At 71.8% G+C, this 26,075-nt stretch carries 20 protein-coding genes and 1 pseudogene; 1 reads left to right on the top strand and 20 read right to left on the bottom strand.

Annotated elements, in window-relative coordinates:
- Nucleotides 1–17: 17 nt before the first annotated feature.
- Nucleotides 18–1,619 (bottom strand): ABC transporter substrate-binding protein, encoded by a 1,602-nt coding sequence (locus tag BM430_RS28285; protein ID WP_093570570.1) that lies wholly within the window; start codon nt 1,617–1,619, stop codon nt 18–20.
- Between the two features lie 201 nt (nt 1,620–1,820).
- Here BM430_RS28285 and BM430_RS28280 point away from each other — a divergent pair, with 201 nt between their 5' ends.
- Complete coding sequence (locus BM430_RS28280) at nt 1,821–2,522, top strand: GntR family transcriptional regulator (RefSeq protein WP_244539696.1); 702 nt, start codon at nt 1,821–1,823, stop codon at nt 2,520–2,522.
- A 383-nt stretch (nt 2,523–2,905) separates the two neighbouring features.
- On the opposite strand, the gene yghU is transcribed toward BM430_RS28280, so the two are convergent.
- The 19 genes and pseudogenes from yghU to BM430_RS34885 form a co-directional block, all read right to left on the bottom strand.
- A complete protein-coding gene (yghU, locus tag BM430_RS28275; protein WP_093570568.1) occupies nt 2,906–3,784 on the bottom strand; it encodes a glutathione-dependent disulfide-bond oxidoreductase in 879 nt (292 codons plus the stop codon).
- Between the two features lie 111 nt (nt 3,785–3,895).
- The gene (locus BM430_RS28270; protein WP_093570567.1) at nt 3,896–5,386 is read right to left on the bottom strand and encodes an FGGY-family carbohydrate kinase; all 1,491 of its coding nucleotides are present in this window, start codon (nt 5,384–5,386) and stop codon (nt 3,896–3,898) included.
- Between the two features lie 75 nt (nt 5,387–5,461).
- Nucleotides 5,462–8,497, bottom strand: coding sequence for a PAS domain S-box protein (locus BM430_RS28265; protein ID WP_093570566.1), 3,036 nt, complete (start codon nt 8,495–8,497; stop codon nt 5,462–5,464).
- 298 nt (nt 8,498–8,795) lie between these two features.
- Nucleotides 8,796–10,286 (bottom strand): FAD-dependent monooxygenase, encoded by a 1,491-nt coding sequence (locus BM430_RS28260; protein ID WP_093570565.1) that lies wholly within the window; start codon nt 10,284–10,286, stop codon nt 8,796–8,798.
- 256 nt (nt 10,287–10,542) lie between these two features.
- On the bottom strand, nt 10,543–12,141 hold the full coding sequence (locus BM430_RS28255) for an FAD-dependent monooxygenase (protein ID WP_210188465.1): 1,599 nt from the start codon (nt 12,139–12,141) through the stop codon (nt 10,543–10,545).
- A 36-nt stretch (nt 12,142–12,177) separates the two neighbouring features.
- Nucleotides 12,178–13,359 carry a lipase family protein gene (locus BM430_RS28250; protein WP_244539695.1) on the bottom strand — a complete coding sequence of 394 codons (1,182 nt, stop codon included), beginning with the start codon at nt 13,357–13,359 and terminating at the stop codon, nt 12,178–12,180.
- Between the two features lie 55 nt (nt 13,360–13,414).
- Nucleotides 13,415–13,747, bottom strand: coding sequence for a GCG_CRPN prefix-to-repeats domain-containing protein (locus tag BM430_RS34890; RefSeq protein WP_177303196.1), 333 nt, complete (start codon nt 13,745–13,747; stop codon nt 13,415–13,417).
- Between the two features lie 567 nt (nt 13,748–14,314).
- Complete coding sequence (locus BM430_RS28240) at nt 14,315–14,794, bottom strand: lipocalin-like domain-containing protein (RefSeq protein ID WP_177303195.1); 480 nt, start codon at nt 14,792–14,794, stop codon at nt 14,315–14,317.
- Between the two features lie 54 nt (nt 14,795–14,848).
- Nucleotides 14,849–15,592 carry a TetR/AcrR family transcriptional regulator gene (locus tag BM430_RS28235; protein ID WP_177303194.1) on the bottom strand — a complete coding sequence of 248 codons (744 nt, stop codon included), beginning with the start codon at nt 15,590–15,592 and terminating at the stop codon, nt 14,849–14,851.
- Nucleotides 15,589–17,232 carry an AMP-binding protein gene (locus tag BM430_RS28230; protein ID WP_093570561.1) on the bottom strand — a complete coding sequence of 548 codons (1,644 nt, stop codon included), beginning with the start codon at nt 17,230–17,232 and terminating at the stop codon, nt 15,589–15,591. The genes BM430_RS28235 and BM430_RS28230 overlap by 4 nt, the downstream gene beginning before the upstream one ends.
- Before the next feature lie 10 nt (nt 17,233–17,242).
- A complete protein-coding gene (locus tag BM430_RS28225; protein ID WP_093570560.1) occupies nt 17,243–17,947 on the bottom strand; it encodes an ABC transporter ATP-binding protein in 705 nt (234 codons plus the stop codon).
- Nucleotides 17,948–17,960: 13 nt separating this feature from the next.
- Complete coding sequence (locus BM430_RS28220) at nt 17,961–18,722, bottom strand: ABC transporter ATP-binding protein (RefSeq protein ID WP_093570559.1); 762 nt, start codon at nt 18,720–18,722, stop codon at nt 17,961–17,963.
- Nucleotides 18,719–19,744, bottom strand: a complete 1,026-nt coding sequence (locus tag BM430_RS28215) for a branched-chain amino acid ABC transporter permease (protein WP_093570558.1) — start codon at nt 19,742–19,744, stop codon at nt 18,719–18,721. The genes BM430_RS28220 and BM430_RS28215 overlap by 4 nt, the downstream gene beginning before the upstream one ends.
- A complete protein-coding gene (locus BM430_RS28210) occupies nt 19,741–20,625 on the bottom strand; it encodes a branched-chain amino acid ABC transporter permease (RefSeq protein ID WP_093570557.1) in 885 nt (294 codons plus the stop codon). The genes BM430_RS28215 and BM430_RS28210 overlap by 4 nt, the downstream gene beginning before the upstream one ends.
- 52 nt (nt 20,626–20,677) lie before the next feature.
- Nucleotides 20,678–21,928 (bottom strand): ABC transporter substrate-binding protein, encoded by a 1,251-nt coding sequence (locus BM430_RS28205; protein WP_093570556.1) that lies wholly within the window; start codon nt 21,926–21,928, stop codon nt 20,678–20,680.
- 67 nt (nt 21,929–21,995) lie between these two features.
- Nucleotides 21,996–22,793, bottom strand: a complete 798-nt coding sequence (locus tag BM430_RS28200; RefSeq protein ID WP_093570555.1) for an enoyl-CoA hydratase/isomerase family protein — start codon at nt 22,791–22,793, stop codon at nt 21,996–21,998.
- A gap of 52 nt (nt 22,794–22,845) precedes the next feature.
- A complete protein-coding gene (locus BM430_RS28195; RefSeq protein ID WP_093570554.1) occupies nt 22,846–23,973 on the bottom strand; it encodes an acyl-CoA dehydrogenase family protein in 1,128 nt (375 codons plus the stop codon).
- Complete coding sequence (locus BM430_RS28190) at nt 23,970–25,160, bottom strand: acyl-CoA dehydrogenase family protein (protein WP_244539694.1); 1,191 nt, start codon at nt 25,158–25,160, stop codon at nt 23,970–23,972. The genes BM430_RS28195 and BM430_RS28190 overlap by 4 nt, the downstream gene beginning before the upstream one ends.
- A gap of 440 nt (nt 25,161–25,600) precedes the next feature.
- Nucleotides 25,601–26,075 (bottom strand): annotated as a pseudogene (locus BM430_RS34885) (hypothetical protein); the annotation flags it as partial.

The raw sequence follows: 26,075 nt of genomic DNA, 5'->3' as shown, positions 1-26,075 counted from the left end.
GTGCGTACAGCCGCCTCTCACGACGCCGTCCCCTTGGTCAGATACCGGAAGTCCGGCTCGCGGCACGGCTGGAACTGGTACCCGTTGATCGTGCGCTGCATCGCGACGTCGTGGGTCGGCTGGGCGATCGGCACCATCGGCACCTCGCGCTCGGCCAGCGACACGAAGTCGATGACGCTCTTCCGGTAGACCTCCGGATCCTCGGTGAAACGGGCCGTATCGATCAGCTTGTCGAGGGCCGGGTTCTGGTACGAGGCGATGTTGAAGATCGAGTTCGCCCCGTGCATGGTCCAGAACAGGTAGTAGTCGGGATAATCGAGCCAGCCGGCGAAGCGGTTGAGCACCATCGGGTTGGTCTTCTTGGAGATCTCCCCGCGGAAATTCGCGCCGGGGATCTTGCCGATCTCGACCGTGATGCCGATGCCGGCGAGCGCCTCCTTGATCAGGACCGCCATCGGCTCGGCGACGGTGGCGTTGCCGGCGTCGAACAGGAGCGTGGTCGTCAACCCGCCCGGCGCTGCCGCCTGCACGAGAGCCTTCGCCTTGGCCGGATCGGTCTTGTACGGGAAGGGTTGCGGCCAGGCGACGCGCGGCGTCTCCGGCCCGCCCGACATGTCGAGGCCTCGGCCGAACAGCGAGGCCTGCAGGATCTTCTCGTAGGGCAGTACCCAGGCCACCGCCTGGCGCAGGCGGACATCGGTGAACGGCCCGACGGCGCTGTTGAGATAGACCGACCAGACCCCGTTCGGGATCGGCACGCCGACGACCTTGATCTTGCCGGCGTCGATCAGATCCTTGAAGTCCTTCGGCGGCAGGCCGTACGAGATGTCGGCGTCGCCCTTCTCGATCAGCGCCCGGCGGGTCGAGGGCGAGGCGATGTCGCGGGCGATGACCCGGCGCAGCTGGGGCAGCTTGCCCGACGCCCAGGCGTCGTTGCGGGCATAGATCGTCTCGACGCCGGGCTTCCAGCTCTCGACCCGGTAGGCGCCCGAGCCCGCGACGTTGTTCTTCAGCCATTCCTTGGCCCAGGGATCGCCGCCGCCGTTGGCTTTCGCGAGTTCCGCATCGATCACGAAGGGGATCGTGACCGCCAGGTTCGACATCGTCATCTTGTCCTTGCGGACGAAGTCGATGCGGAACGTCTTGTCGTCGACGGCGACGAACTGCTCGGGCTTCTCCAGCGAGCCGGCATTCATCTGCGTGGTGGCGAAGCCACCGATCGACACCGCCCGGTCGAGGGACCACTTCACGTCCTTCGCGGTGACCGGCCGGCCGGAATGGAACTTGGCGTCGCGAAGCTTGAAGGTGCAGCTCATCCCGTCGGAGGCGACCTGCCAGCTCTCGGCGAGCTCGCCTTCCAGCTCGCCCATCTTGACGGCGTTGCCGCCGCCGCCCGGGATCGGCACCGGCTTGAAGCGCAGGAGCCGGTCGTAGCAGTTCAGTGCCACCCCGTTCACCGGCTGCGAGGCGCCGATGCCCTGCATGTCGAGGGAATTCGGCCCGTATTCCTGCACCAGGAGCAGGGTCTCGTTGCGGGTCGGGTTCTGCGCGCTCGCCTCGCGGCGTACCACGAACGGCGCGGCGAGTCCGGCGGCGAGGGCGGTGCGGCGGGTAATCATGCGGCGCGGGCCTTCATCGGGCGAGAGGGATCGGATGCTCGCGCCAGCGGGCATCCGCCGACAGGAGGCAAGGTTCGGACCGGCACTCAAAATTGCATGCAACTCAGGTAGAGTGCATGCATTGTGGCGATGTTGCACGCATGGAGTTTGTGCGCCGCCGCCGCATTTTCAGGCAGGCCTGCGGCCTTCCGATGCGGCAGGGTGACGACCGGTCTGGGCGGGGGCGGGATGGACGAGGCGGCAGGACGGACGCGGACCGAGCGGCTGGCGGCGGAGATCGCGGAGGCGATCGTCACCGGCGCGCTCGCGCCGGGCAGCCGCCTCGACGAGCAGGCGCTGGCCGACCAGTACGGCGTCTCCCGCACGCCGGTGCGCGAGGCCCTGCGCCAGCTAGGCACGTCGGGGCTCGTCGAGGTGCGGCCGCGCCGGGGGGCGGTGGTGGCGCAGGTGACGGCCGACCAGCTCGCCGAATTGTTCGTCGCCATGGCGGAGGTCGAGGCGACCTGCGCGCGCCTTGCCGCCCAGTCGATGAGCCCGCTCGAGCGCCGCCGCCTCGACGCGCTGCACGACGCCATGGGCGGCCTCGCCCGGGCGGGCGACTGGGCGGCTTATGCGCGGGCCAACACGGCCTTTCACGGCGCGATCTATGCCGGTGCGCACAATGCCGTGCTGTCCGACTTCGCCTCGAGCCTGCGCCGCCGCCTCCAGCCCTATCGCGAGGCGCAGTTCCGCCTGAGCGGCCGCCTCGCCCGCTCGCATGCGGAGCACGGGGCGGTGGTGGCGGCAATCCTGGCGGGCCAGGCGGCGGAGGCGCACGCGGCGATGCTGCGCCACGTCACGCTGGTGGAGAGTTCGGTGGAGGGGTTGCTGGCGGGGGAGGGCGGTGCGGTCGAGTCGGGATAACGCGGCGGCGCGCGGCAGTCGACGTGATGTCGTTGAACCTGTCCGACTGACTCTGGCGGTCTTGACAGCCACGAGGTCATTCCAGGGCTGTCCGGGGGACAGGAAGGGCTCGGATTTCTCCCTCCCCCCTCTGCGGGGGAGGGTGCCCCACGGAGTGGGGCGGGAGAGGGGACGCCGTTTCCGGAGCAGTCGCGCGCTCCATGAAGAGCGCCATCTGGAACAGCGTCGCGCTACCCCTCTCCCGCCCGGCTCCGCCGGGCACCCTCCCCCGCAGAGGGGGGAGGGGAAACCCGCGCCACTCATTTCCCCGGACAGCCCTGCGCGCGTCGGGAGAGGGGATTTCGTGCTTTACTGGTGGAGCGATAGATCAGGCACAGCCTCAATCATCCCTGCGCCCCACCCACCTTGTCCTGCGTCTTCGTCTCGAAATCCGCCGCGTCGTGCCGCTCGTGGAGCTGGTCGGCCGGATCGCCGGTGAGGCGGTTGACCTTGCGCCCGCGCTGCACCGCCGGGCGGGCGAGGAGCTGGTCGGCCCAGCGCAGGACGTTGCGGTAGCTCTGAACGTCCAGGAACTCGGCCGCCTCGTAGAGCCAGCCCTTCACCACGCCGCCATACCAGGGCCAGATCGCCATGTCGGCGATCGTATAGGCGTCGCCGGCGATGAATTCGTGCTCGGCGAGGCGCCGGTCGAGGACGTCGAGCTGGCGCTTCGACTCCATCGCGTAGCGGTTGATCGGGTACTCGAACTTCTGCGGCGCGTAGGCGTAGAAGTGGCCGAAGCCGCCGCCGAGGAACGGCGCCGAGCCCATCTGCCAGAACAGCCAGGACAGGGTCTCAGCCCGCGCCGCCGGCTCGGTCGGCAGGAAGGCGCCGAACTTTTCCGCGAGGTAGGTCAGGATGGCGCCCGATTCGAAGACCCGGATCGGCGTCGCGCCGCTGCGGTCGACGAGGGCGGGGATCTTCGAGTTCGGGTTGGCTTCGACGAAGCCGGAGCCGAACTGGTCGCCGTCGCCGATGCGGATCAGCCACGCATCGTACTCGGCGCCCGCGTGCCCGAGCGCCAGAAGCTCTTCCAGCAGGATCGTGACCTTCTGGCCGTTCGGCGTGCCCAGCGAGTAGAGCTGGAGCGGGTGCTTGCCGACGGGCAGGGGCTTGTCGTGCGTCGCGCCCGCGATCGGGCGGTTGATGCTGGCGAAGCGGCCGCCGCTCTCCTTGTCCCAGGTCCAGACCTTCGGCGGCACGTAATCGGCTCGATCGCTCATGGGGCGCTCTCCGGTGTTGCGAGGCAACAGATAGGCGCTCCGACCGCCCGGCGAGAAGGGCCCCGCTTGCAGAGCTGACGGGAAGCGGGCGCGAGCCCGCCCCCGCCGGGATCAGCCGCGCAGGGTCGCGAGCGCGTGGTAGGCCTGCCTGTAGCGCTCGTAGACCGGCCGGTATTGCGCGTGGGCCGCCTCGTTCGGCGCGATGCGGCGGGAGACGTGCACCATCGCGCCCGCCGCCTCCTCGATCGAGCCGTAATGGCCCGCCGCCTTCGCCGCCAGGATGGCGCTGCCGAGCGCCGGCGCCTCGCCCACCTCGGTCACGGTCAGCGGCTGGCCGCAGACGTCGGCGTGGATCTGCATCCAGAGGGCCGAGCGGGTGGCGCCGCCGCAGATCACGATCTCGTCCGGCCGGTAGCCGCCCGCGCGCATCGTCTCGAAGATGAGTTCCGTGCCGAAGGCCACGCCCTCCATCGCGGCGCGGAACAGGTGGGCGCGGCCATGCGCCAGGGTCAGCCCGGTGAAGGCGCCGCGCGAGGCCGCGTCGGTGTGCGGCGTGCGGTTGCCCTGGAAGTGGTCCTGCACCAGCACCCCGTCCGAGCCCGGCGGCAGGGCGGCGGCCTCGGCGTTGAGGGCGTCGTAGGACCAGTCGGTGCCGACGATCCGGCGCAGCCAGTTGACGATCGAGCCGGTCGAGGTCTGCCCGCCCTCGACCACGTGCAGGCCCGGGATCACCGCGTCGGCATAGGTGCCCCAGATGCCGCGTCCGTGGAACGGCTTGGCCGAGAGCCCGAGATGCAGGTGCGACGACCCGGTGATGAAGGCGAGCTTGCCCGGCGCGGTGACGTTCAGGCCGATCATCGCGATCTCGGCGTCGGACCCGCCCTGCGCGACGGGGAGCCCGACCGGGAGCCCGAAATGCGCCGCGGCCTCGGGCGTCAGGCCGCCCACCACCTCGCCGAGCGGCAGCACCTCCGCCGGCCATTTCTCCGCGAGCTCCGGGATCCCTAAGCGCTCGATCAGGCTGCGGGCGTAGCCGCCCTCCCGCGACCGGTAGTGCCAGCGGATCGCCGCGTTGGTGATCGAGGCGGCGCGCCGCCCCGTCATCCGCAGGTTCATGTAATCCTGGTACTCGCAGATCGTCGCCGCGCGGTCGAAGAGGTCGCGCTCGTGCCGGGCGAGCCACAGCGCCTTCGGGATCATCCACTCGGCGGAGACCGGTCCCGCCCCGGCGGAATTCAGGATCAGCGCGGGGTCGCCGGTGGCGAGCACCAGGGCGGCCTCCTCCGCGGCACGCACGTCCATCCAGATCAGCGCCGGGCGCACCGGGACCCCGTCGCGGTCGAGCGCCACGACGGAACAGTTGGTGGTGTCGGCGCAGATCGCCGAGACCTCCCGGGGATCGATGCCGGCCTTGGCGACCGCCTCGCGCACCGCGAGGCCCGCCGCGTTCCACCAGTCCTGCGGGTTCTGCTCGGCCCAAGACGGCCGCGGGAAGTGCGTGGGGTAGGCCTGCGCCGCGAAGGCGAGGGGCCGGCCGGCGAGGTCGAACACACCGGCCCGGATGCCCTCCGTGCCCCCGTCGAGACCGATGACGACGCTCATGAGGGCTCCTTGCGGGTCGGGGACCCGGGGGTGGGACGACGGGATACGGCGAGGGTGAGCGGGTGGAGGACCGCCCTAGACCGCTTCGGCGCTCAGGCGCGGACCGAGGGCCTGGTGGAGGATGCGGCCGAGCTGCTCGGCCGAATAGGGCTTGTGCAGCAGCTCGAACCCGTGCGCGTCCGATTGCGCGAGCACGTGGCTGTAGCCCGAGGCCAGCACCACGGGGACGTGCGGCGAGCGCTTCTGCATCTCCTGCGCCAGGGCGACGCCGCCCATGCCCGGCATCACCACGTCGGAGAACACCAGGTCGAACCGGCTGCCGTCGCGGCCGAGCTGCTCCAGCGCCTCCTCGGCATTGGCGGCCCAGATCGGCTGGTAGCCGAGATCCTCCAGGATCTGCGTCGCGAACTGGCCGACGCCGACATTGTCCTCGACGACGAGGATCCGCTGGCCGGTCCCGAGCGGGGCCAGCCCGAGATCCTGCGGCCGCTCGGCGGTCGACCTGTCCTCGGCGACGACCTCCGGCAGGTAGAGCGTGAACGTGGTCCCCTGTCCGAGCACGCTGCGCACGTCGACGTCGCCGCCCGATTGCTTGGCGAAGCCGAAGACCTGGCTCAACCCTAAGCCCGTGCCCTTGCCGACCTCCTTGGTGGTGAAGAACGGCTCGAAGATCCGGCCGAGCTGCTCGGCCGGGATGCCCGCGCCGGTATCGACCAGGGCCACGGCCGCGAAGGGGTTCTGGGATCCGGCATGGCCGCGGATCGCGGGCAGGGCCGCGCCGCAGGACACGCGCAGGGTCAGGGTGCCGGCGCCCTCCATCGCATCGCGGGCATTGACCGCCATGTTGACGAGCGCCGTCTCGAACTGGCTCACATCCGCCCGGATGAGGCAGGGCGCCCGCGGGACCTCGGTGACGACGCGCACCCGCGAGCCCGTGAGGGTGTCGAGCATGTCGGCGATCCCCCGGACCTTCTGGCCGACGTCGAAGACCTCCGGCTTGAGGGCCTGGCGGCGGGCGAAGGCCAGGAGCTGTCCCGTGAGCTTGGCGGCCCGCTCGACCGTGTCCGACACCGCGTCGAGGTAGCGCGCTTTGCGCGCCTCCGGCAGGTCGGGACGGCGCAGGAAGTCGACCGAGGAGCGGATGATGGTGAGCAGGTTGTTGAAGTCGTGCGCCACGCCGCCGGTGAGCTGACCCACCGCCTCGAGCTTCTGCGACTGGCGCAGGGCCTCCTGGGCCTGGGCCAGCTCGGCCTGGCTCCGCAACCGGTCGGTCACGTCCATCACGAACTGGTAGCAGCCGGTGCGCGCGCCGTTCGCGTCGCGCAAGGTGCGGAAGCTGATCTGGTAGCAGGGGCGGGCGCGGGCCGCATCGCCGTACTCCTCCACCAGGGTGATCTCCTCGCCGGCGAGGCCCCGGCCCCAGCCGGCCCGCACCTGGGCCTGGTGCTCGGGCTGGTCGGCCAGGAGAGCGAGCATGTTGTCGCCGACTTTCGGACGCACGCCGTAGATGCGCTCGAACTCGTCGGCATTGGCCTTGTTGATGGCGAGGATCGTGTAGTCGAGGGCGGCAGCCATCACCATGATGTCGGTTCGCTCGACGATGGTGGCGAACAGGTTGCGCTCGGCGGTACGCTCGGAGACCTGCTGTTCCAGGGTTTCGTTCAGCTCCTGCAGGCGGCGCTCGCCCTCGGCCAGGCGCTGCTCGGCCTCCTTGCGCCGGCTCAGGTCGGCGGTCACCACCAGCAGGTTCTTGAGGCGTCCATCCGCGTCGTCGAGGCGCTCGATGGTGCTGTTGGCCCAGATCGCCGTGCCGTCCGGGCGGCGGTAGCGCTTGTCGAGGGAGATGCTGCGTCCGGTCGCGATCGCCTCCGCGACCGCCGCCAGGCTCGGCGCGTGGTCCGCAGGGTCGGTGACGGCAGTGAGGTCGAGCCGCAAGACTTCCTCGGCCGGTCGTCCGAGGATGCGGCACAATTCGGTGTTCGCCCGCAGGAAGCGACCGTCGGCGCTCACCTCGGACAGGCCGACCGAGGCCCCGGCGAAGATCGCCGCCAGGTGCGCCTCGCTCTCGCTCAAAGCCGTCTCGGCGCGGCCGCGCTCGATCGCCGCCTTGACGCGCTCGCCGACCTCCCGGATCAGGTTCTCCTCGGCTTGGGTCCAGGCGCGCGGGGTCGCGTTCTGCACCGCCAGGAGGCCCACCCACCGTTCCTCCCGGAACAGGATGACGTCGACGAAGGCGGCGACCTGCCGGATCTTCAGGCCGGCGCGGGCCTCGTCGCTGAACCGGGGATCGGCGGGCACGTCCTCGACCGCCACGACCGCGCCGTCGCGGTAGGCGGCCAGGAGGTCCGGGCCGAACGCCGCGAGCGAGTGCTCCCCCACGATCGTCTCGACGCCGTTCGTGTAGTCCCGCTCGACCTTCATCAGGCTGCCGCCGATCTCGGCGTAGAAGACCCGGCTGGCACCGACGCGCTCGCCGAGACGCCGGGCCGCGACCTCGGCGATGTCCGTCGGCGAGCTCAGCGTCCGCAGCGTGTCGCTGAGGTCGAGGAGGAAGGATTGCCGCTCCTCGTTGTCGTGGAGCAGCGCCTCCTCCCGGTGCGCGCCGGGCGCCCGGCCGGTCGGCCCGGTGGCGGCGGTCTGGATGCAGGTGCCGGACAGTCCCTCGACCCGCCCGGCCGCGTCGCGGACCGGCACGCAGGAGAGGAAGAATCGCGCCGTCTCACGGCCGCCATCCCGGTCCAGGACGTGCACGGCGTCGTCGGAGCGGGCCGGGCGGCCGGACGCACCTGCCTGCGCGAGGGGCGCGAGGACGGCCTCGATTCCGGCCCAGACCTGGAGGTAGTCGCGCCCGAGCGCGGCGGGGTGCCGGTCCCCGAGGATCTCGGCATAGAGATCGTTGTAGAGGAGCGTCCGCTCGCTGCCCCAGACGAGGAACATCGGCTGGTGCGCGGCGAGCATCACGCCGACGAGCGTCGAGAGGCAGGGCGGCCAGGTCGCCGGATCGCCGAGCGGCGAGGCGCGCCAGTCGTGCCTGCCCATCAGCGCGCTCATCGCGCCGCCGTCGACGGGAAAGGCCGGGACGATCAGAATGGCGTCGGATCTGCCGTGCATGACGTCCTGTCCCTGCCTCACGGGGCGGCGGTGGCGCGCCCGGCCGACCCGTCGCACGAATGGCCAAGGAAGCAGGAGCGCCACCACTTCGACATTTTGGTGGTCACTCGGGACGCCTCGGGCATGAATCGGCCGATCCGGCTCGTCCGTCGCGGAAGGCGGTCGTCGCGTGCCGGTGCGGCAAGCGTGAGCGGTCTCACAGGGAACCGCGTCTGTCAAAGATTCATCGCGGGATCCCGTCCGCGCGGCGCCCGCGTCCCGGGGGCCGGCCGGACGGGAGCGCCGCCCGTCCTCCCCGTCACGCGGCGGGGGCGCCGGCGCCGCGATCACCCGGCGCGAGCGCCCGGAGGTATCGCTCGGCCTCGTCCCAGCCGCTTCCTCCCGCCGAGAGGCCGAGATACCCGTCCGGCCGGACGAGGAAGAGGCGGGACGGGTCCGGCGGCCTGCGCGGCGCCGCCTCCACGAGGCCGGGGAAGCGCGCCGTCAACGCCCGGCCGCCCGCCGCGTCGGCGGCGTAGAGCACGAAGAGCGGCTCGCGCCCGGCGCCCGGCGGCGCGCCGCCATCGGCCTCGGGCTCCCAGCGCGCGCCGGCTCCGGGCCCCCGCGACAGGGGGCTTCTCCCGTAGGCGATCTCGATCTCGCTCATCTGCGTCGCCATCCTGTCGCGGACGGCGTGCAGGCCGAGCAGGAAGCGCAGCGCGAGGTTGCGCGCCGCCTGCGCCGCCGGGTTCGACAACGTCGCCATGTCGGTGAGCCGGCCGGCATTGCGCAGCACGAGGTCGCCGACCGCGCTCCGCTCGGGGCTGTAGCTGGCGAGCAGCGCGTCGTCGGCCCGGCCGCGCACCACCATCGCCAGCTTCCAGGCGAGGTTCACCGCGTCCTGCATCCCGGTATTCATGCCCTGGCCGCCGGCGGGGCTGTGGATGTGGGCGGCGTCGCCGGCGAGGAAGACCCGGCCGTGCCGGTACTCGGCCACCTTGCGCTCGTTGATCCGGAAATGCGTCAGCCAGACCGGGTCGGAGGCGCGAAAGCCGCCCCCCGCTCGCCGGTCGATCAGGGCCTGCACCTCGGCGAGGATGGGGTCGGGCCGCGGATGCGCCGGATCCGTCCGGCCGACCGTGGCGACGACCCGCGCCCGGCCGCCCGGGATCGGGAAGATCACGAAGGGGCCGTCGCGGTGCAGGTAGGTCGCGACCTCGTCCGGGGGCGGGGCGCCCGGGCCGTCGACGCGCACGTCGGCGAGCAGCCAGTCGTCGCCTTGGGCCGACCCGGCGAAGGTGAGGCCGAGCCCGTGCCGCACGGTGCTGTGGGCGCCGTCGCAGCCGATCAGCCACGGCGTCCGCACGCGCTCCTCGCGCCCGTCCGTGTGACGCAGGCGCGCCGCGATGCCGTCCGCGGCCTCGGTGAAGCCGACAAGCTCCACCTGCCGCTCGACCGCGACGCCGAGGGTTTGCAGGTGCGCGGCGAGCAGGCGCTCGGTGTCGCGCTGGGGCACCATCAGGGCGAAGTTGTAGGCGCTCGCGATGTCGGCGAAGCGCGGCGCACCGAGAACCGTCCCGCCGCTGCGGATCGAGGCGCCGGGCGCGCGCAGGCCGGCATCGAGGAAGGCCTGGGTGCAGCCCATGCGGTCCATGAGCTCGAGCGTGCGCGACCAGACCACGAGGGCCTTGGAGGTCCCGGTGGCATGCGCCGCGCGGTCGACCAGGCGCACGCCGACGCCGTAGCGGGCGAGCTCCGCCGCCATGGTCAGGCCCACAGGGCCGGCGCCGACGATGAGAATGTCCGTCATCTGGTGGTCTCCCGGAGCCTGTTTATCGTGCGAGGACAGCACCGCGACGAAATGTTCTATCCCATCCGCGACCTCATCCTGAGGTGCGACTGGAAGGAGCCTCGAAGGAGGCCTCCAGGCATCTCCGAGATTTCTGGAAGCCTCCTTCGAGGTCAGTCGATCTTCGATCGACTAACACCTCAGGATGAGGTCGTGGGTGGGATAGAGGGACATTGATGAATCGAACAGCCTCTCCGGCTTCCGCAAGTTGGTCGGCCTAGCCAATCAAGAACAGTTTTCGCAGATACGCCCCGAGGCCGGGTTCCCGCCACGAGCGGCCGCGCCAGCCGAGATGGCCGTCGGGGCGGACGAGGTAGCTCATCGCCTGGCGCCCATAGGCCTCGGCGAACGTCTCCGCGCGGTCCTCGATCAGCTCGGCCCCCGGCAGCGCGCGGTCCGCCCCGGCACTCGCAACCACGACGACGCGCAAGTGGTCCCGCAGCAGGGCGGCGTGGTACTGCATCCAGTCGGAGAGGGCCTGCGTCTCCTCCTGCTCGCAGGCGCCATCCGGGTGGACCAGCAGGACGTGCCGCGTGCCGCGCAGCAGGTCGAAGAGGCGTAGCGGGAAGCCGAGACCCGGCCGAACGAGGCCGTTCGCGTCCGGCGCGCGGTCGCCGGCCGCGGGGCCACCTCGCTCCTCTGCCTCCTCCGCGACGAAGCCCGTTCCCCGGTACGAGATCGAGACCTGGGCGTCGGCGGCCCGGTCGGGCGCACCGCCGCGCTCGCGGCCGTAGGCCTCGCTCGCCCGGCGGGTCCGCGCGATCACCTCGGCCCCGACCGGGCGGCGCTCCCCCTCGTAGCTGTCGAGGAGGTGTTCCGCGCTCGCGCCCGTCGCGACCAGGGCCAGCTTCCAGGCCAGGTTGTAGGCGTCCTGGATCCCGGTATTCATGCCCTGCCCGCCGGTCGGCGGGTGGATGTGGGCGGCATCGCCCGCGATGAAGCAGCGTCCCCGGCGGTAGGCGGCGGCGAGCCGCAGGCTGATCCGGTAGACGGAGGACCAGCGCAGATCCGAGAGCGGCGCCGGATCGGGCAGGAGATCGTCGGCGACCGCCTGCAAGTCGGCGAGCGTCGGGCCCGCGAGTTCGGACTGGATGCCGTGATCGGTCCCGCCGCCGGGAACGAGGTGGGGCGGGGCCAGCATCGAGACGCGGTAGCGGCCGGGCTCCGGCAGCGGGATGGCCACGAACAGGTCGGGCGGTCCGCCCTCCGCCAGCCGCAGGGCGCGCACCGACAGGCCGTAGGGCACGGTCCAGTCGATCCGGACGTCGCCGAGCATGAACGGCCAAGGGTAGGCCTCCCCCTCGAAGCCGATCCCGAGCCATCGCCGGACCGCGCTGTGTGCGCCGTCGCAGCCGACCACATAGGCTACGCGGACATCCTCGGCGGGCCGGCCGGCGCGCTCGATGCGCGCGGTGACGCCCGTGCCGTCCTGCTCCAGGGCGGTCAGGGTCGAACCGCGCTCGATCGCGATCCCGAAGCGGTCGAGATGCCGGGCGAGGATGCGCTCGGTCTCATATTGCGGCAGGCCGAGGGCGGCGTAGGGCAGGCCCAGGTCGGGCTGGGCGGCGTCGCCGGTCGACCGGCCGTTCACGATCGAGCGCAGGCCGGTCAGCCACAAACCGGCATCGATCATCGTGCGGGCGACGCCCATGTCGTCCCAGACCTCGAGCGTCCGCGGCGTGACGCCGATGGCGCGGCAATAGGCGGAAGGGCGCGGCGCCGCGTCGATGATCCGGGGGCGCACCCCGTGCCGGGCCAGTTCGCAGGCGAGCGTCAGCCCGACCGGGCCGGCCCCGACGACCAGAACCTTAGCCACCGGCACCTCCTCACGCCCGGGTTTCCTCGCGCGGGGCTACTGCGCCCCGCAATTGCTCGGCGCCGGCGCGCCGGCAAACCGGTCGCCGATCCAGTCGAGGGCGGCCGGCGCCGCCTCCCGGGCGATCGAGAGGTGGCCGACGCCTGGCACGAGGTCGTACTCGACGCGGCTGCCGGCCCGGCACAGCTGCTCCCGGTAATCCTGCGTCACCCGCGGCAGCACGAGGGTGTCGGCGGCGCCTTGCGCGAGGAAGACCGGGATGCGGGGCGGCAGCGGACCGGGCGTGTTGCGGGCGAGCAGGGCGCGCCAGGGCTCCCGGTCGGCGAGGTCGTCGACCGACAGGAAGCTTCGGTCGAGCGCCTTCGAGGGGCCGCGCCGCTCCAGCACGTCGAGGATCGTCTCGATGCAGTCGTTGGCCAGCTCGTCGATGACGGGGAGGGCGGCCGGCACCACCACCTTCGTCATCGGCGCGCCGTAGACCTGCGACCACGACCACAGGGTCATGGCGGTGAGGTTCTTGCCGCCCGAGGTGTCGAGGTCGGCCATCATCAGGGTGGCGAGCTCGGTGGCGGGCGCGGCCGCCGCGACGCCGACGAGCGTCAGGTCCGGCGCGTAGGCGCGAGCCAGGAGACCGGTGAAGAGCGCGGCGTGGCCGCCCTGCGAGTGCCCCCAGACCGCGAAGGCGTTCGTCGCAGCCCCGGGGCCGGCGAGCTGCCGGGCGGCCCGCACCGAATCGAGCACCGCCCGCCCCTCGCTGGGGCCGACGAGGTAGGGATGCACGCCCGGCGTGCCGAGGCCCGGATAGTCGGTGGCGGCGACGATATAGCCGCGCGCCAGCATCTCCTGCAGGCCCTGGATCGAGCGGTAGAGCACCCGGGCGAGGGAGGGCGCACACTTGTCGACGACGCCGGTGGTCGGGTGGGCCCAGGCGACGATCGGCCGGCCGCTGGGGGGCACCGGCCCGGCCGGCACGATGATCGCGCCCGAGACCGCGATCGGCTCGCCGCGCAGGCCGGTCGAGCGGTACAGCACGCGATACGCCGTAGCGCCGTCGGGTGCGTTCGGCAGGGGTTGCGCGTCGAGCAGCGTCCCGGGCGCCCCGCGAACGGCGGCCGGCCGCGCCTCGGCCCGCGTCGCCGCGGCGGCGACGCCCAGTACGATCACCAGGGCCCCGGCCAGCCGGGCGCACCGCGCGGCCTGCATCGCTCTCTTCAGCACGTCGCTCTCCGATGAGGCCGGCATCGACCGGGGGATCCGCCCGTGAGGCGGGCGCTCACGGCTTCCAGCCGCCGCCCGGCAGGCGCCCGTAATACGGCGTGTTGCGGCAATGGCCCCACGGGCCGCGCCAGTATCCCGGCGGACAGCCGTTGCCGCCGCGCACCTGATACCAGCCGCCGGGCAGCGGCCCGACATAGGGTGTGCTGCGGCAATGGCCCCAGGGGCCGCGCCAGCGCCCGGGCCCACACCCGCCGGCCACGAACTCGACCGGGGCCGAGGCCGCGGGACCGACCGGTACGGGCAGGGCCCGGGCCGCTCCGGCAAGGGGGATGGCGAGGGGAATGGCGAGGGCGAAGGACGCGGCGAAGAGCACGATCGCGCGATGCATGGGGCGGATCTCCCTGTCTGCCAACGATCAAACATAGAACTTACAAGCTTGGCAAGTCGGATCGTGCTTATAACGATGGCAACGGGCACGATCTTGTGCTGCGCCTTATTCCCCATGGTAACGGATATGGCGAGGTCCGGGCTACCGGCAAAGAAGGTCCGGGCATCGCAGCAGGCGTCGGAGATCGGCTGATCGACGCGGAATATCCGGTCGGCACGCTTGTTCTGGCGCGGATCCTGCCAGACCGGCTCCATCGGGTTCAGCCACGGCGATAACGCCTTGCGATTACGAGGTCCGGCCAGTCCCTCGGCATTTTCGCGATGGACCTGATCGCGGGAAGACTGCAGATCCGTGTCGTAGCCGCTCGCGAACCCCGCCGCCGCGATGCTCCGCGCCTCGACGACGGCGACGAAGAGGTCGACCGTGTTTGCCCGGCGCGTGCCCCGCGAGGGCGCCGCCGAAGCCTCCGATCGCCGGACCGACCCCGCCGCGATCGCCACCGTTCTCGTCACGACCTCGTGGTCTTCCGGGCTTTGCCGGAGGCGGGCTCGCCCGGCGCGCGGCGGCTCAGCGGTCCGGAAGGCGATCCCAGACCAGCTTGTAGACCTGCGGCTTGCCGTCCCGCATCAGCGGGACGCTCTCGAGGTGGAGCGTGTCCCCGTCGCGCCGGAAGAAGCGGACCTGCTCCGACCCGACGTCGTTCTGATAGGCCGAGGCCTCGACGTGGTGGATGACCTTGTCGCCCTCGACGCGGAACGTCCCCGCATAGGCCAGGAAGCTCGCATAGGCCTCCGCCTTCTCGGATTCCGCTGCCTTGAGCCGGTCGCCCTTCATCGGCTTGCGGCCGTCGTAGGAGATCACCGCCGCCATGCGGCCGCCCGGGAGGTAGTGGATGAAGCCCGTCGGGTGCGGACCGTAGGCGGCCGGGTTGACCTCGCGGCCGTCGATCCAGGCGGAGACCGAGCGGAGCTTCCAGGTCCCGTAGAAGTCGGCCGGCTCCGCCGCCTGCGCGTCGACCGCGGCGACCACGCAGAGCAGTGCTGCCATCGCGGTGGGTCCCATCCGAAAACCGGTCATCGTCCAACCTTCCGTTCTTCAGTGTTACTTCTTGCTTCTCGGGGATCGCGCGCGGATCCCGTTGAGGAAGACGTCGAGGTAGACGTCGATATGCGTCTGCGCGAGCGGGTGGATGGCGCTGCCGCCGCCGCGGGCGAAGAGCCTGAGGAGGTAGGAGCGCGCGCCGGTGAGGAGCGCGGCGACCACCTCGATCTCGTCGTCCGAGAAGCCGCGCAGCTCGCCCGCCGCGCGGCTTCGGATCAGCGAGCGCCGGTAGCGCTCCTGCATCTGACGCATGAAGCGGTTGAACGCGTCGGGTGCGACCACCTCCGCCTCGTTCATCACCCGGTCGATCTCGGGGCGCTGCGCCAGATAGGCGAAGTTGGCGGTGATGCCGCGGCGCTCGATCTCTTCCAGCGAGTGGCTGTCGCGGATGGCGGCGCTGATCGCGTCGAGCATGTCGTTGCCGATCTCGAGCAGCAGGACGTCGAACAGGGCCTGCCGGCTCGCGAAGTGGAGGTAGAAGGCGCCGTGCGCGATGCCCGCCTCGGCGGTGATCCGGGCGATGGAAGCCCCCGCATAGCCGTGCCGGCCGACGACCCGGCCGGCCGCCTCGACGAGGGTCTTGCGCGTCGCCTCGTTCTTGGCGAGCTGGCGGCGGGTGCTCGGCCGCTTGCGCGCGCCCGGCGCCTTGCCGCCCGGGGTCTTGCCGCCCGGGATCTTGCCGTCCGGAGCCTCCGCCGGCTCGTCCCCGGCGCGATCCTCCCGGGCAAGGTGGTCCTCGTTCACGCGGACACGGCCCGCTTGGCGACGATGTCGGCAATCATGGCGCGCAGGGTGTCCTTCTTGATCTTGCCCGAGGCCGTCCGCGGCAGTTCCTCGACGATCTCGAGGCATTCGGGGATCTTCTGCCGGGCGAGGCCGGCCTTTTCCAGATGCCGCGCGAGCTCGGCGAGGTCCGGTGCGCCGGATTCGGACGGCACGACGTAGGCGCAGACCGTCTCGACGAGGCGCGGATGCGGCATCGCCACGACGGCGACCTCCCGCACGAGAGGGTGCCGGTGCAGGGCGTCCTCGATCTCCTTGGCCGAGATGTTCTCGCCGCCGCGGATGATCAGGTCCTTCTTGCGCCCGGTGACGACGACGGCCCCCTCCGGCGAGACGAATCCGATATCGCCCATTCGGAACCAGCCGTCCGGCGTGAAGGCGGCTTCCGTCTCCCGCGGGTCGGCGTAGCCGGCGAACAGGGCCGGGCCGCGGACCTGGAACTCGCCCTCCCGCCCCGGCGCGACGGCGGCGCCCGCCTCGTCGACGACCCGCGTGTCGTAATCGACGATCTCGCCGTCGGATTCGGCCGCGAGATCCGCCGTGCCGTCCCCGACCCAACCGAGCGTCACCATCGGGGCTTCGGTCGAGCCGTAGACGCGGCAGGCGCGCCCGTTCGCGAAGCACGCATTGGCGCGCCGCACCAGGCCCGGCGGGACCGCGGCGCCGCCGCAGGCGAAGACCTTGAGCGAGGGCAGGCGGGAGCCGGCGCGCTCCGCCGCCTCCACCAGTTCGGCGAGGAACGGGGTCGCGCCGACCGTGACCGCCGCGCCGTGCCGGTCGATCAGGGCGACGGCCTCGTCGGCCTGCCAGCGCTCCATCAGGACCGTGCCGACGCCGTGGTAGAACGGCATCTCCAGCCCCCAGCTGAACCCGGTGATGTGGGTCACGGGCGAGGGCATGAGAGAGACGTCGCCGGGCCGCAGGCCCCATTGGACGAGGCAGCGCTCGAGGGAGCGCGGCATCGTCTCGTGGGTGTGGAGCACGCCTTTCGCCCGGCCGGTCGTGCCAGAGGTGTAGAGAATCATCTTCACGGCCTCGGCCCGCTGCGCCGGCCACGGCACGGCGCCGCCCGCCCGCATCAGGTCGTCGAGCGCGATCTCGCCGGCCCGAGCCTCGCCGCGGGCGACGATCCGGTGCGTCAGGTCGGGCAAGGCCGGGGCGAGGTCGCGCAGCATCGCCGCGTAGTCGAAATTGCGGAAGCGCTCGGGCACGATCATCGCTCTGGCCCGGCAATCGGCGAGCGCCTGCGCGACCTCGGCGCCGCGGTAGATCGGCACGATCGGGACCACCACCACGCCGATCAGCGCGCAGGCGAGGTCGACCGCGACGGCTTCGAGCCAGTTCGGCAGCTGGAAGGCGAGCACGTCGCCGGGGCGCAGGCCCAAGGCCCACAGGCCGGCGGCGAGCCGCTCGGCCCGCACCAGGGCCTCGCCGTAGGTGAGGGCGTCGTCGGCGGTCCGGGCGCAGGTCCGGTCTGGCTCGCGCAGGGCCCAGTCGCGGGCATCCTCGGCTATGGTGCGGGCGCGCCACGCGCCGCTCGCGCGCCGGCGCGCGATCTCGCCCGCGTCGATCCGCGTGTCCCAGCCGCCGAGATCCCTCATGGCTTCAACCTCATAGCGCGAGATACTCGCTCTCGAGCTCCGGCCGCGCGTCGAAGGCGGCCCAGTCCCCGGAGAACACGATGGTGCCCGAATCGATCAGGTAGAGGCGGTCGGTGCAGGCGCGGGCGAAGTCGACGTTCTGCTCGGTCACGAGCAGGGCGAGGTTCTCGGCCCGGCGCACCCGGGCGATCTCCCGCGCCAGGTCCTCGACGATCAGCGGCGCCAGCCCCTCGGCCGGCTCGTCGAGCAGGAGCAACTTCGGCCGGGGCACGAGGCCGCGCCCGACGGCCACCATCTGCTGCTGACCGCCCGAGAGCCGCGCGCCGCCCCGGTCGAGGATCGGTTGCAGCAGCGGGAACAGCGCCGCGACCTCGGCGACGCTGCGCGGCACGATGCCGGGCCCGCAGGCATGGGCGGCGAGTTCGAGGTTCTCGGCCACCGAGATGTGGCCGAAGATGCGCCGGTCCTCCGGTACCAGCGACAGGCCGAGCCGGGCGCGCCGGTGCGTCGGCAGCCCGTCGAGGGGCCGACCCTCGAACCGGACCGGGCCGGCGCTGCGCGGTCCGGCATCGAGCAGCGCCTTGAGGAGCGTCGACTTGCCGGCCCCGTTGCGTCCGAGCAGGGCCACGCCCTCGCCGGCGCCGACCGCGAGGACGACCCCGTGCAGGACGTGGCTGTCGCCGTAGAAAGCGTCGAGCGGGCCGACCTCCAGCATGGGCTCCCTGCCTTCACCCATGATGTCCGCCCCGCCCGAGATAGATGTCGCGCACGAAGGCATTCGCCCGCACCTCGTCGGGCGTGCCCGAGGCGACGATCTCGCCGTAATGCAGCACGCTGATCCGCGTGCCGATCTGGAAGACCACGTCCATGTCGTGCTCGGTCAGGATCAGGGTGGCGCCGGTCTCGCGGACGATCCGCTCGACGAGGCGGACCGAGGCCCTGCGGTCGCCCGACGCCATCCCGGCCGTCGGCTCGTCGAGGAGCAGCAGGCGCGGGCGCAAGGCCAGCATCATCGCGAGCTCCAGGCGCTTCTTGTCGCCGTGGCTGAGGATGCGGGCCGGGGAGTCCTCGCGCGGGTCGAGGCCGAGATCGGCCAGCATCGCTTCGGCCTCGTCGCGGATGTCCGGCCGCGGGCGGACCCGCAGGCTCGGGCGGGGCGTTGCCTCGCCGCGCGCCTCGATCGCCACGACGACGTTCTCGATCGGATTCATCTCGCCGAAGATCCGCGCCACCTGGAACGAGCGCCCGATCCCGGCCCGCACGCGCCGGAACCCCGCCAGCGCCGTGACGTCCCGCCCCTCGAACAGGATGCGGCCCGCCATCGCCGGGACCTCGCCGCAGAGCGAGCGGAAGAACGTGGTCTTGCCGGCTCCGTTCGGCCCGATCACCACGTGGCGCTCGCCGGTCGCGACCTCGACCGACACGTCCTTCAGGATCGTGGTCTTGCCGTATCCGGCAAACAGCCCCTGGACGGACAGGCTGCTCGTCATGGCGCACCTCCGGCGGGTGCGGCGCGCGGGGCGACGGCGGCCGTCCGCGGGCGCGCCGGATCCCGGCGGCGCAATAGCCGCGCCGCGAGGCCGAGGATCCCGCCGGGCACCGCCAGCACGACGCCGAGGAGCAGCCCGCCGGTGATCAGGTCGGACGCGCCGGCGAGGCTGCGCGTGCCGTACTCGACGGCGGCGTAGACGAGCGCCCCGACGGCCGGCCCCCAGAACGTCCCGGCCCCGCCGAGCAGCGTGAACAGGATCGGCTTCGTCGATTCCGCCCAATGGGCGAGGTCGGGGCTGACGAGTGAGGTCAGCGGCGCCCCGAGCCCCCCGGCGAGGCCCGTCGCGGCGCCGGCGATCGCGAAGGCCTGCAGGCGCCGCCGCTGGACGTCGATGCCGAGGAAGGCCGCGCGCATCGGGTCGAGCCGCACCGCCCGGAGCGAGCGCCCGAGGCGCGACTGCGTGATCCACCACAGGATCGCCGTCACGAGCGCCGCCGTCACGACCACGAAGGCGTAGTAGCGGTCGCCCGGGCCGAGATCGATCGCGCCGAGGCCGAAGGAGAGCGTCGGGCGCGGGATCCCGGTGAGCCCGTCGTTGCGGCCGAAGAACCGCGTCTTGGCGATGACGGCGTGGACGAGCTCGCTGAAGGCGAGCGTCAGGATCGCGAAATAGACGCCCTCGGTGCGGCGCAGGGCGATGACACCGATCAGCACGGCCAGGACCGCTCCGACGAGGGCGGAAGCCAGGAGCACGAGCAGGAAGGGGATGCCCGGCGCGTTGAGGAGCAGGAGTGCCGTCGCGTAGGCGCCCGCCGCCGAGAAGGCGGCCTGGCCGAAGGACAGGAGACCCGCGGTCGAGAACAGGAAGTTGTAGGAGAGCCCGAGGACGACGTTGATCGCCACGATGCCCGCCATGAAGACGACGCCGCGGTTCACGAAGGCCGGGAGCGCCAGCGCGCAGCCGACCACGAGGGCGAGCGTCAGCAGGAAGATCGGAGCGGGGGAGCGGGTGCGCGTCATGCCAGCCGCCCGGAGCCGAGGAGGCCCTGCGGCCTGACGAGGAGGAGGACCGCGAGGGCGACGAAGAACAGGATGCCCGGCATGTCGGGCAGGAGGGCGGTCCCGAAGCTGTCGACGAGGCCGAGCAGCAGCGAGGCCAGGAAGGCGCCGCGGATCGAGCCCATCCCCCCGATGATGACGACGCCGAAGGCCTGGATGATGAAGATGCCCGCGAGGTCCGGCGACAGGCTCTGGTTGGCGACCAGGAACCCGCCCGCGAGCCCCGCGAGGGCGAAGCCGAGCGCGACGGTGGCGGAGTAGACGAGCCCGACATTGACGCCGAGCAACTGCGCCATCCAGGGATCCGCCGCGATGGCGCGGATCAGCTTGCCGGCCGCCGTCAGGTTGAGCAGCCATTCGAGCGCCAGATAGACCACGATCCCGGCGGCGATCACGAAGATCGCGTAGTGCGGCATCACGAGGTCGCCGAGGATCGTGACCTCGAACAGGGCCGCCGGCGGCTGGGCGCTCTGCACGTTGAGCCCCCAGATCAGCTTCACCGCGCCGTTGCAGACGAGGAGCAGCGCGTAGGTCGCGACCAGCACGTAGGCCCCGTCGACCTCTGCGAGGCGCCGGAACACGGCGCGGTCGACCGCGAGGCCCAGGATCCCGACCACCAGGGCGGCGGCGAGGCTCGCCCCGAGGAACGCGACGAGGCTCGTCGATCCGATCGCCGCGCTGATCGTGAACGCCAGGTAGGCGCCGATCATGAAGAAGCCGCCATGGGAGAAGTTCAGGACGTGCAGGATCCCGAAGACGAGCGTCAGCCCGGCCGCGACCAGGAACGTCGCCATCCCCCAGCCGAGGGCGTTGAAGAGCAGGGAAGGCCAGTCGGCGAGCATGCGCGCCTCGTCGGGTGAGGGAAGGGGCCGGGTAGGGCCTCGATCGGCCCGGTCAGGACGCCGAGCGCAGCGTCATCTTCTGCCCGGGCGTGGCGGGCTCGATCACGGGCGCGCCCGGGATCTGGACGGAATCCGAGACCTTGAAGCCGACATCCGTGCCCGGGGCGGGCTCGATCTGGATGACTTCGAGGTTCTTGATCGCCTGGTTGTCCTCGGCCCGGATCGTGCGCGGCCCGGTCACCGTGTCCCAGGTCAGGCCCTTGAGCGCCGCGATCACCGCCTTCGTGTCGGTGGAGCCGGCCTTGGCGATCGCGGCGGCGTAGGCCGAGACGGCGGCCTGGGCCTCGCCGGCCCAGCCCATCGGCATCCTGTTGCCGGTCTTCGCGACGTAGGCCTGGTAGAAGTCCTGCGAGAGCTGAGACTTGTTGTTGGCGTAGTACCAGTGGCTGCCGGTCCAGTGCTTGGGCACCTGATCCTTCAGGGCGTTCGCGACGATGAACTCGTTGGCGGCGTCCATCAGGATGCGGTCGCGGAACAGGCCGTAGGGGCGGGCCTGCTGGAAGAACGTCGCGGCGTCGCCGCCATAGGTGGCGTTCACGACGCCCTTGGCCGGCGACTTCATCATCTGGGTGATGAAGTTGCGGTAGTCGCCGCTGCCGTAGGGGACGAGGACGGGGGGAACGATCGTCGGCGTCTTGCCGGTGAGGGCCGGGTAGAATTCGAGCAGGCCGTCGACGAACACGGCCCAGACGGTCCGGCCGTATTCGTGGTCCGGGATGATGCCGGTCCAGCTCGTGACCTCGGGATGCTTCTCGGCCATGAAGCGGGCCTGCGCCCGCATGCGGTAGGTGCCGTCCCCGACCCGGAAGACGTTCGGGGTGTAGTTCTCGTGGTTGAGCTTCTCGGTCCCGGCACCGCAGGTCAGGTTGATGCCGTTCTCCTGCTGCATCAGCGGGCCGTAGGCGAGCGCCACGGTCGAGGAGATCGTCCCGAGCTGGAGGTTGTAGCCGAGGCCGAGCAGCTCGCGGGCGACCGTGGTGGCGGCCGCCGGGTTCGCCTTCTCGTCGCGGAACTCGAGCTGGAGCGGCCGGCCCTTCACGCCGCCGGCCTTGTTGATCATCTCCGCCGCGACCTCGGCCCCGGACTTCACGAAGGAGCCGATGAATTCCTGCGGGCCGGAGAGCGGCGTGACGACGCCGATCTTGATCGGCTCGTTGGTCTGGCCGACCACGATGCGCGGGTTGGCCGAGAGCGCGAGCGCGGAACCGGCGCCGCCGGCGAGCAAGGCGCGACGTGAGATCATGGTTTCTCCCCGGATCGTCTTCGTTCGTCTTGAAATCCCGGGCCTGCCGCCCGGGTGTCGGTCGGCGTCAGCGCCCGGTGAAGACGGGCTTGCGCTTCTCCCGGAAGGCGTTCACCGCCTCCTGGTGGTCGGCGGTCAGGTTCGAGGCGCATTCCCAGGCGACGCCGGCGTCGAAATGCGAGTGGAAGAGGGCCTTGAGGGGCAGGTTGGCCGTCACCTTCGTCCACTTGATCGCCTTGAGCGGGCCCGAGGCGAGGCGCTCGGCGAGGCCGTAGACCTTGGCGTCGAGCTCGCCCTCGGCAGCGACGTCGGTCACGAGGCCGATCCGCTCGGCCTCCCGGGCGGTCATCAGGTCACCGGTGAACAGGTAGTGCTTGGCCTTGGCGTAGCCGACGAGCTGGGGCCAGATCAGCGCGCCGCCGTCGCCGGCCACGAGCCCGACCGAGACGTGCGGATCGCCGATCTTCGCCGTCTCCGCCATGACGACGACGTCGCACAGGAGGGCGAGGGAGGCGCCCAGGCCCGTCGCGTGCCCGTTGACGCGGGCGATGATCGGCTTGTCGAGGTCGAGCTGGCCGAACACGATCTCCTTGGCCTCGCGCGCCGTCTCCTCGAAATCGGCGGGACGGTCGATCGAGCTCTGCATCCAGTCGATGTCGCCGCCGGCGCAGAACGCCCGTCCTGCCCCGGTGAGCACGATCACGTCGGCTTCGGGATCGCGCCGCACGTCGACGAAGATGCGCGACAGCTCGGTATGGAGCCTGGCATTGACGGCGTTCAGCTGCTCGGGGCGGTTCAGCGTCAGCGTGAGGATGCGGCCGCGCCGCTCCGCCACGATGGTCTCGTAGCCGTCATAGAGTCCCACGGTCGCTCCTCCCGATCGGTTCTTGCCGTACTGTTCTTGTCGTTTCTCGTCGTTACGCCGCCGCGGCGTCCTGGAACCGGCGCAGGTAATAGTCGTCGTCGCCGTAGAGGCTCTCCGCTACGACGAGCCGCCGGAAGAGATGGCTGACGCGCAGCTCCTCGGTGATGCCGATGCCGCCATGCAGCTGCACCGCCTCCCGGCTGATCCGGCGGGCCGCACGCACACCCACGACCTTGGCGGTCGCGACGGCCCGTCGATGCTCGGCGGCATCGCCGGGATCGGCCTCGGCCGCGAGGTCCACGACCGCGCGCGCCTCCTCGAGGGCGATCTGCATGTCGACGGCGCGGTGCTGGAGCACCTGGAACTTGCCGATCGGCTGGCCGAACTGCCGACGCGTCTTGAGATAGGCGACGGTGTCGGCGACCAGGACCTCCATCGCGCCGACCGCCTCCGCCATCGTGAGCAGGGCGCCGCGCTCCAACGCCGCGTCGATCGCGGCCTCAGGGTCGGCGACCGGCAGGAGCGCGTCGTCGGGAAGCCGCGCGCCCTCGAAGCGCATGTCGGCCAGGGCGCGCCCGTCGAGGGAGCGGAACGGCGTCACCGTCACGCCCGGCAGCGCCGGCCCCACGCGGAAGAGGGCGAGGCCGGCCTCGGTCCGGGCGCTCACCAGCAGCACGTCCGCCTGCACCCCGCCCTCGACGGCGCTCTTCTCCCCGTCGAGCCGCCAGGACGCGCCGTCCCGCACCGCGCGGGTCGTCACGACGCCGCGGTCGAAGCCGCTCGCGGGTTCGGCGTGGGCCAGGACGACGATCCGCTCGCCAGCGAGAAGTCCATTCAGATCGCCGGTCACGGCGGACGCGCCGGATCCGCTCTCCGCCGCCCGCGCGAGGAGCGGGGCCGCGACCCCCGCCACCGCGGCGACGGGCTCCGGCAGGTTCGCGGCCCCGACCGTCCGCATCAGTGCCGCCAAGTCGCCGAGCCCGAGCCCCAGGCCCCCCCGCTCCTCCGGCACGGCGATGCCGAACCAGCCGAAGGCCGCCATCTCCCGCCAGGCGTCGCGGTCGAAGCCGGATTCCGCGAGGGTCCTGCGGCGGCGCTCACACCCGTAGGCCCCGGCCAGCCAGCCCGTCGCGCCCTCGACGAGGGCCGCCCGCAGGTCGTCGTCGGCCGCCGCGCTCACAGGCCGAGCCCCTGCTTGGCGATGATGCCGCGCTGGATCTCGTTCGAGCCGCCGTAGATCGTGGCGGCGCGCAGGTGCAGGAACTCGCCCGCGAGCCCGATCGCGCCGTCCGGGCCGATCTCGGCCCCGTTCCAGTCCGGGCGGAACGCCGCCGGATCGAACGGCAGGCCCCGGCGGGACGTCACGCGGATCATCAGCTCGGTCACGTCCTGCTCGATCTCGGTGCCGCGGATCTTCAGGAGGTTCGCTTCCACGCCGGTCGGGACGTTGCCCTCAGCCCGGCCGAGCAGGCGCAGGCACACCGCCTCCAGCGCCCGGATGTCGATCTCGGCCTCGGCGATCCGCCGCTGCAGGGAGGCGTCCCCGGCGAGGGGGCGCCCGCCCTCCAGGGTCTCCCCGGCGGCCCGGCGCAGGCGACCGAGGAGATGCCGGGCCTTTCCGGTTTCGGCCGAGATCAGCCGCTCCTGGACGAGCAGGAACTTGGCGTAGGTCCAGGCCTTCCCCTCCTCGCCGACGAGGTTCTCCGCCGGGACCCTGACGTCGTCGAAGAACACCTCGTTGACGTGGTGCTTGCCGTCCATCGTCGGGATCGCCCGGACCGTCACGCCCGGCGCCGTCATGTCGACGAGGAGGAAGGACACCCCGTCCTGGGGCCGGTCCCCCGTCTGCGTGCGCGCCAGGCAGAACATCCAGTCCGCCCATTGGGCGTAGGTCGTCCAGGTCTTCTGACCGTTGAGGATGTAGGCGTCGCCGTCGCGCACGGCGCGCGTCCTGAGACCCGCCAGATCCGATCCCGCATTCGGCTCCGAGTAGCCCTGCGCCCAGAACTCGTCGGCGGACAGAATCGGGGGCAGGAAGCGCCGCTTCTGGGCCTCGTTGCCGAAGGTGTAGAGGACCGGCCCGACATAGGCGACGCCGAGCGGGATGAGCCACGGCGCACCCTCCTCGGCCAGCGTCTGCTCGAACAGCCAGCGCTGCGCCGAGCCCCAGCCCCGGCCACCCCATTCGGCGGGCCAGTGCCCGCCCATCCAGCCCCGGCCGTGCAGGATCTTCTGCCACCGCGCGTGGTCCTCCCGCGTCAGCGACAGGTTGCGCTCGACCTTGCGGTGGATGTCGGCCGGCAGGGAGGCGCGGCAAAACGCTCGCACCTCCGCGCGAAACGCCCGCAATTCCGGGGGCAGCAGCATTTCCATCCCATGATTTTTGACTTGCCAGTCAGAAAATGCCGGGAATCGTGCCGTGTCAAGCGCTTTCACGGGCGGGGCAGACCGGCGATCCGTTGCCGCGGGCACGGCGCGGCGGCCCAGTCGGGGCCGCTGGAGCCGGCGGGCCAAATTCCCGGACGGTCGGTTGGAATCCGCGCCGGCCCTTCTCAATCCGCGAGCGCCATGCCGTTCCTGGGCTCTGCCAAGCCGGCTCCTGTCCCGATCAGCCTTCCCACTCGCACCGGCGAGCTCGTCACCGGTCGGATGCTGCGCATCGACGGAAGGCGCGCTCAGAGAGCCCCCCGCGCAGGCGCGAGGAGGAAAATGACGAAGCCCGCCCGGGTCACCCCGCGGCGGGCTTGTCTAGAGGCGAGCGTGGTTTCGCGCGATCAGGTCACGTGCCCTCTCGCGCGCTGTCCCGATCAGGCGGCCGGGCGAGCGACATGGAGAGCGGGGGCTGCGTTGTCGGCGTCACCGGCCTCGGTCCCGGCGCCCGGCGCCCGCCAGCGCAGAAGATCCCGCTTCGCGACCTCGACCAGGAGCGTGACCTCCCCCTCGTGCCCTTCCTCGTCCCCTTGCCACAGGCTCCGGGGCAGCAGCGCATCCCCATCGGTCCAGCGGTGCAGGCCGCCCGAGGCAAGCGGCTCGACCGGGTAGAAGCCCCGGCCCAGGCGCGCGTCGTCGAGGCCGATCTCACGCCGGACGCCTCGCCCGTCGCACAGCGCCAGCCGCTTGAGATCGACGCCCAGCCGGCGCCCGTCCCGGCTGTCGCTCACCCCCGACGGCGTGCTCGCGAGGGAGCGCAGTCGCACGTCGCCGCAACCCGCCGGCAACCGGAACCGCGCCGTCGCGCCGTCCAGGACCGGGTGGATCACCTGCCCGCCGACCCCGACATGG

This window comes from Methylobacterium sp. 174MFSha1.1, from assembly GCF_900116815.1.
GTDB lineage: Bacteria > Pseudomonadota > Alphaproteobacteria > Rhizobiales > Beijerinckiaceae > Methylobacterium.
This window is presented reverse-complemented; position numbering and strand designations above follow the sequence as displayed.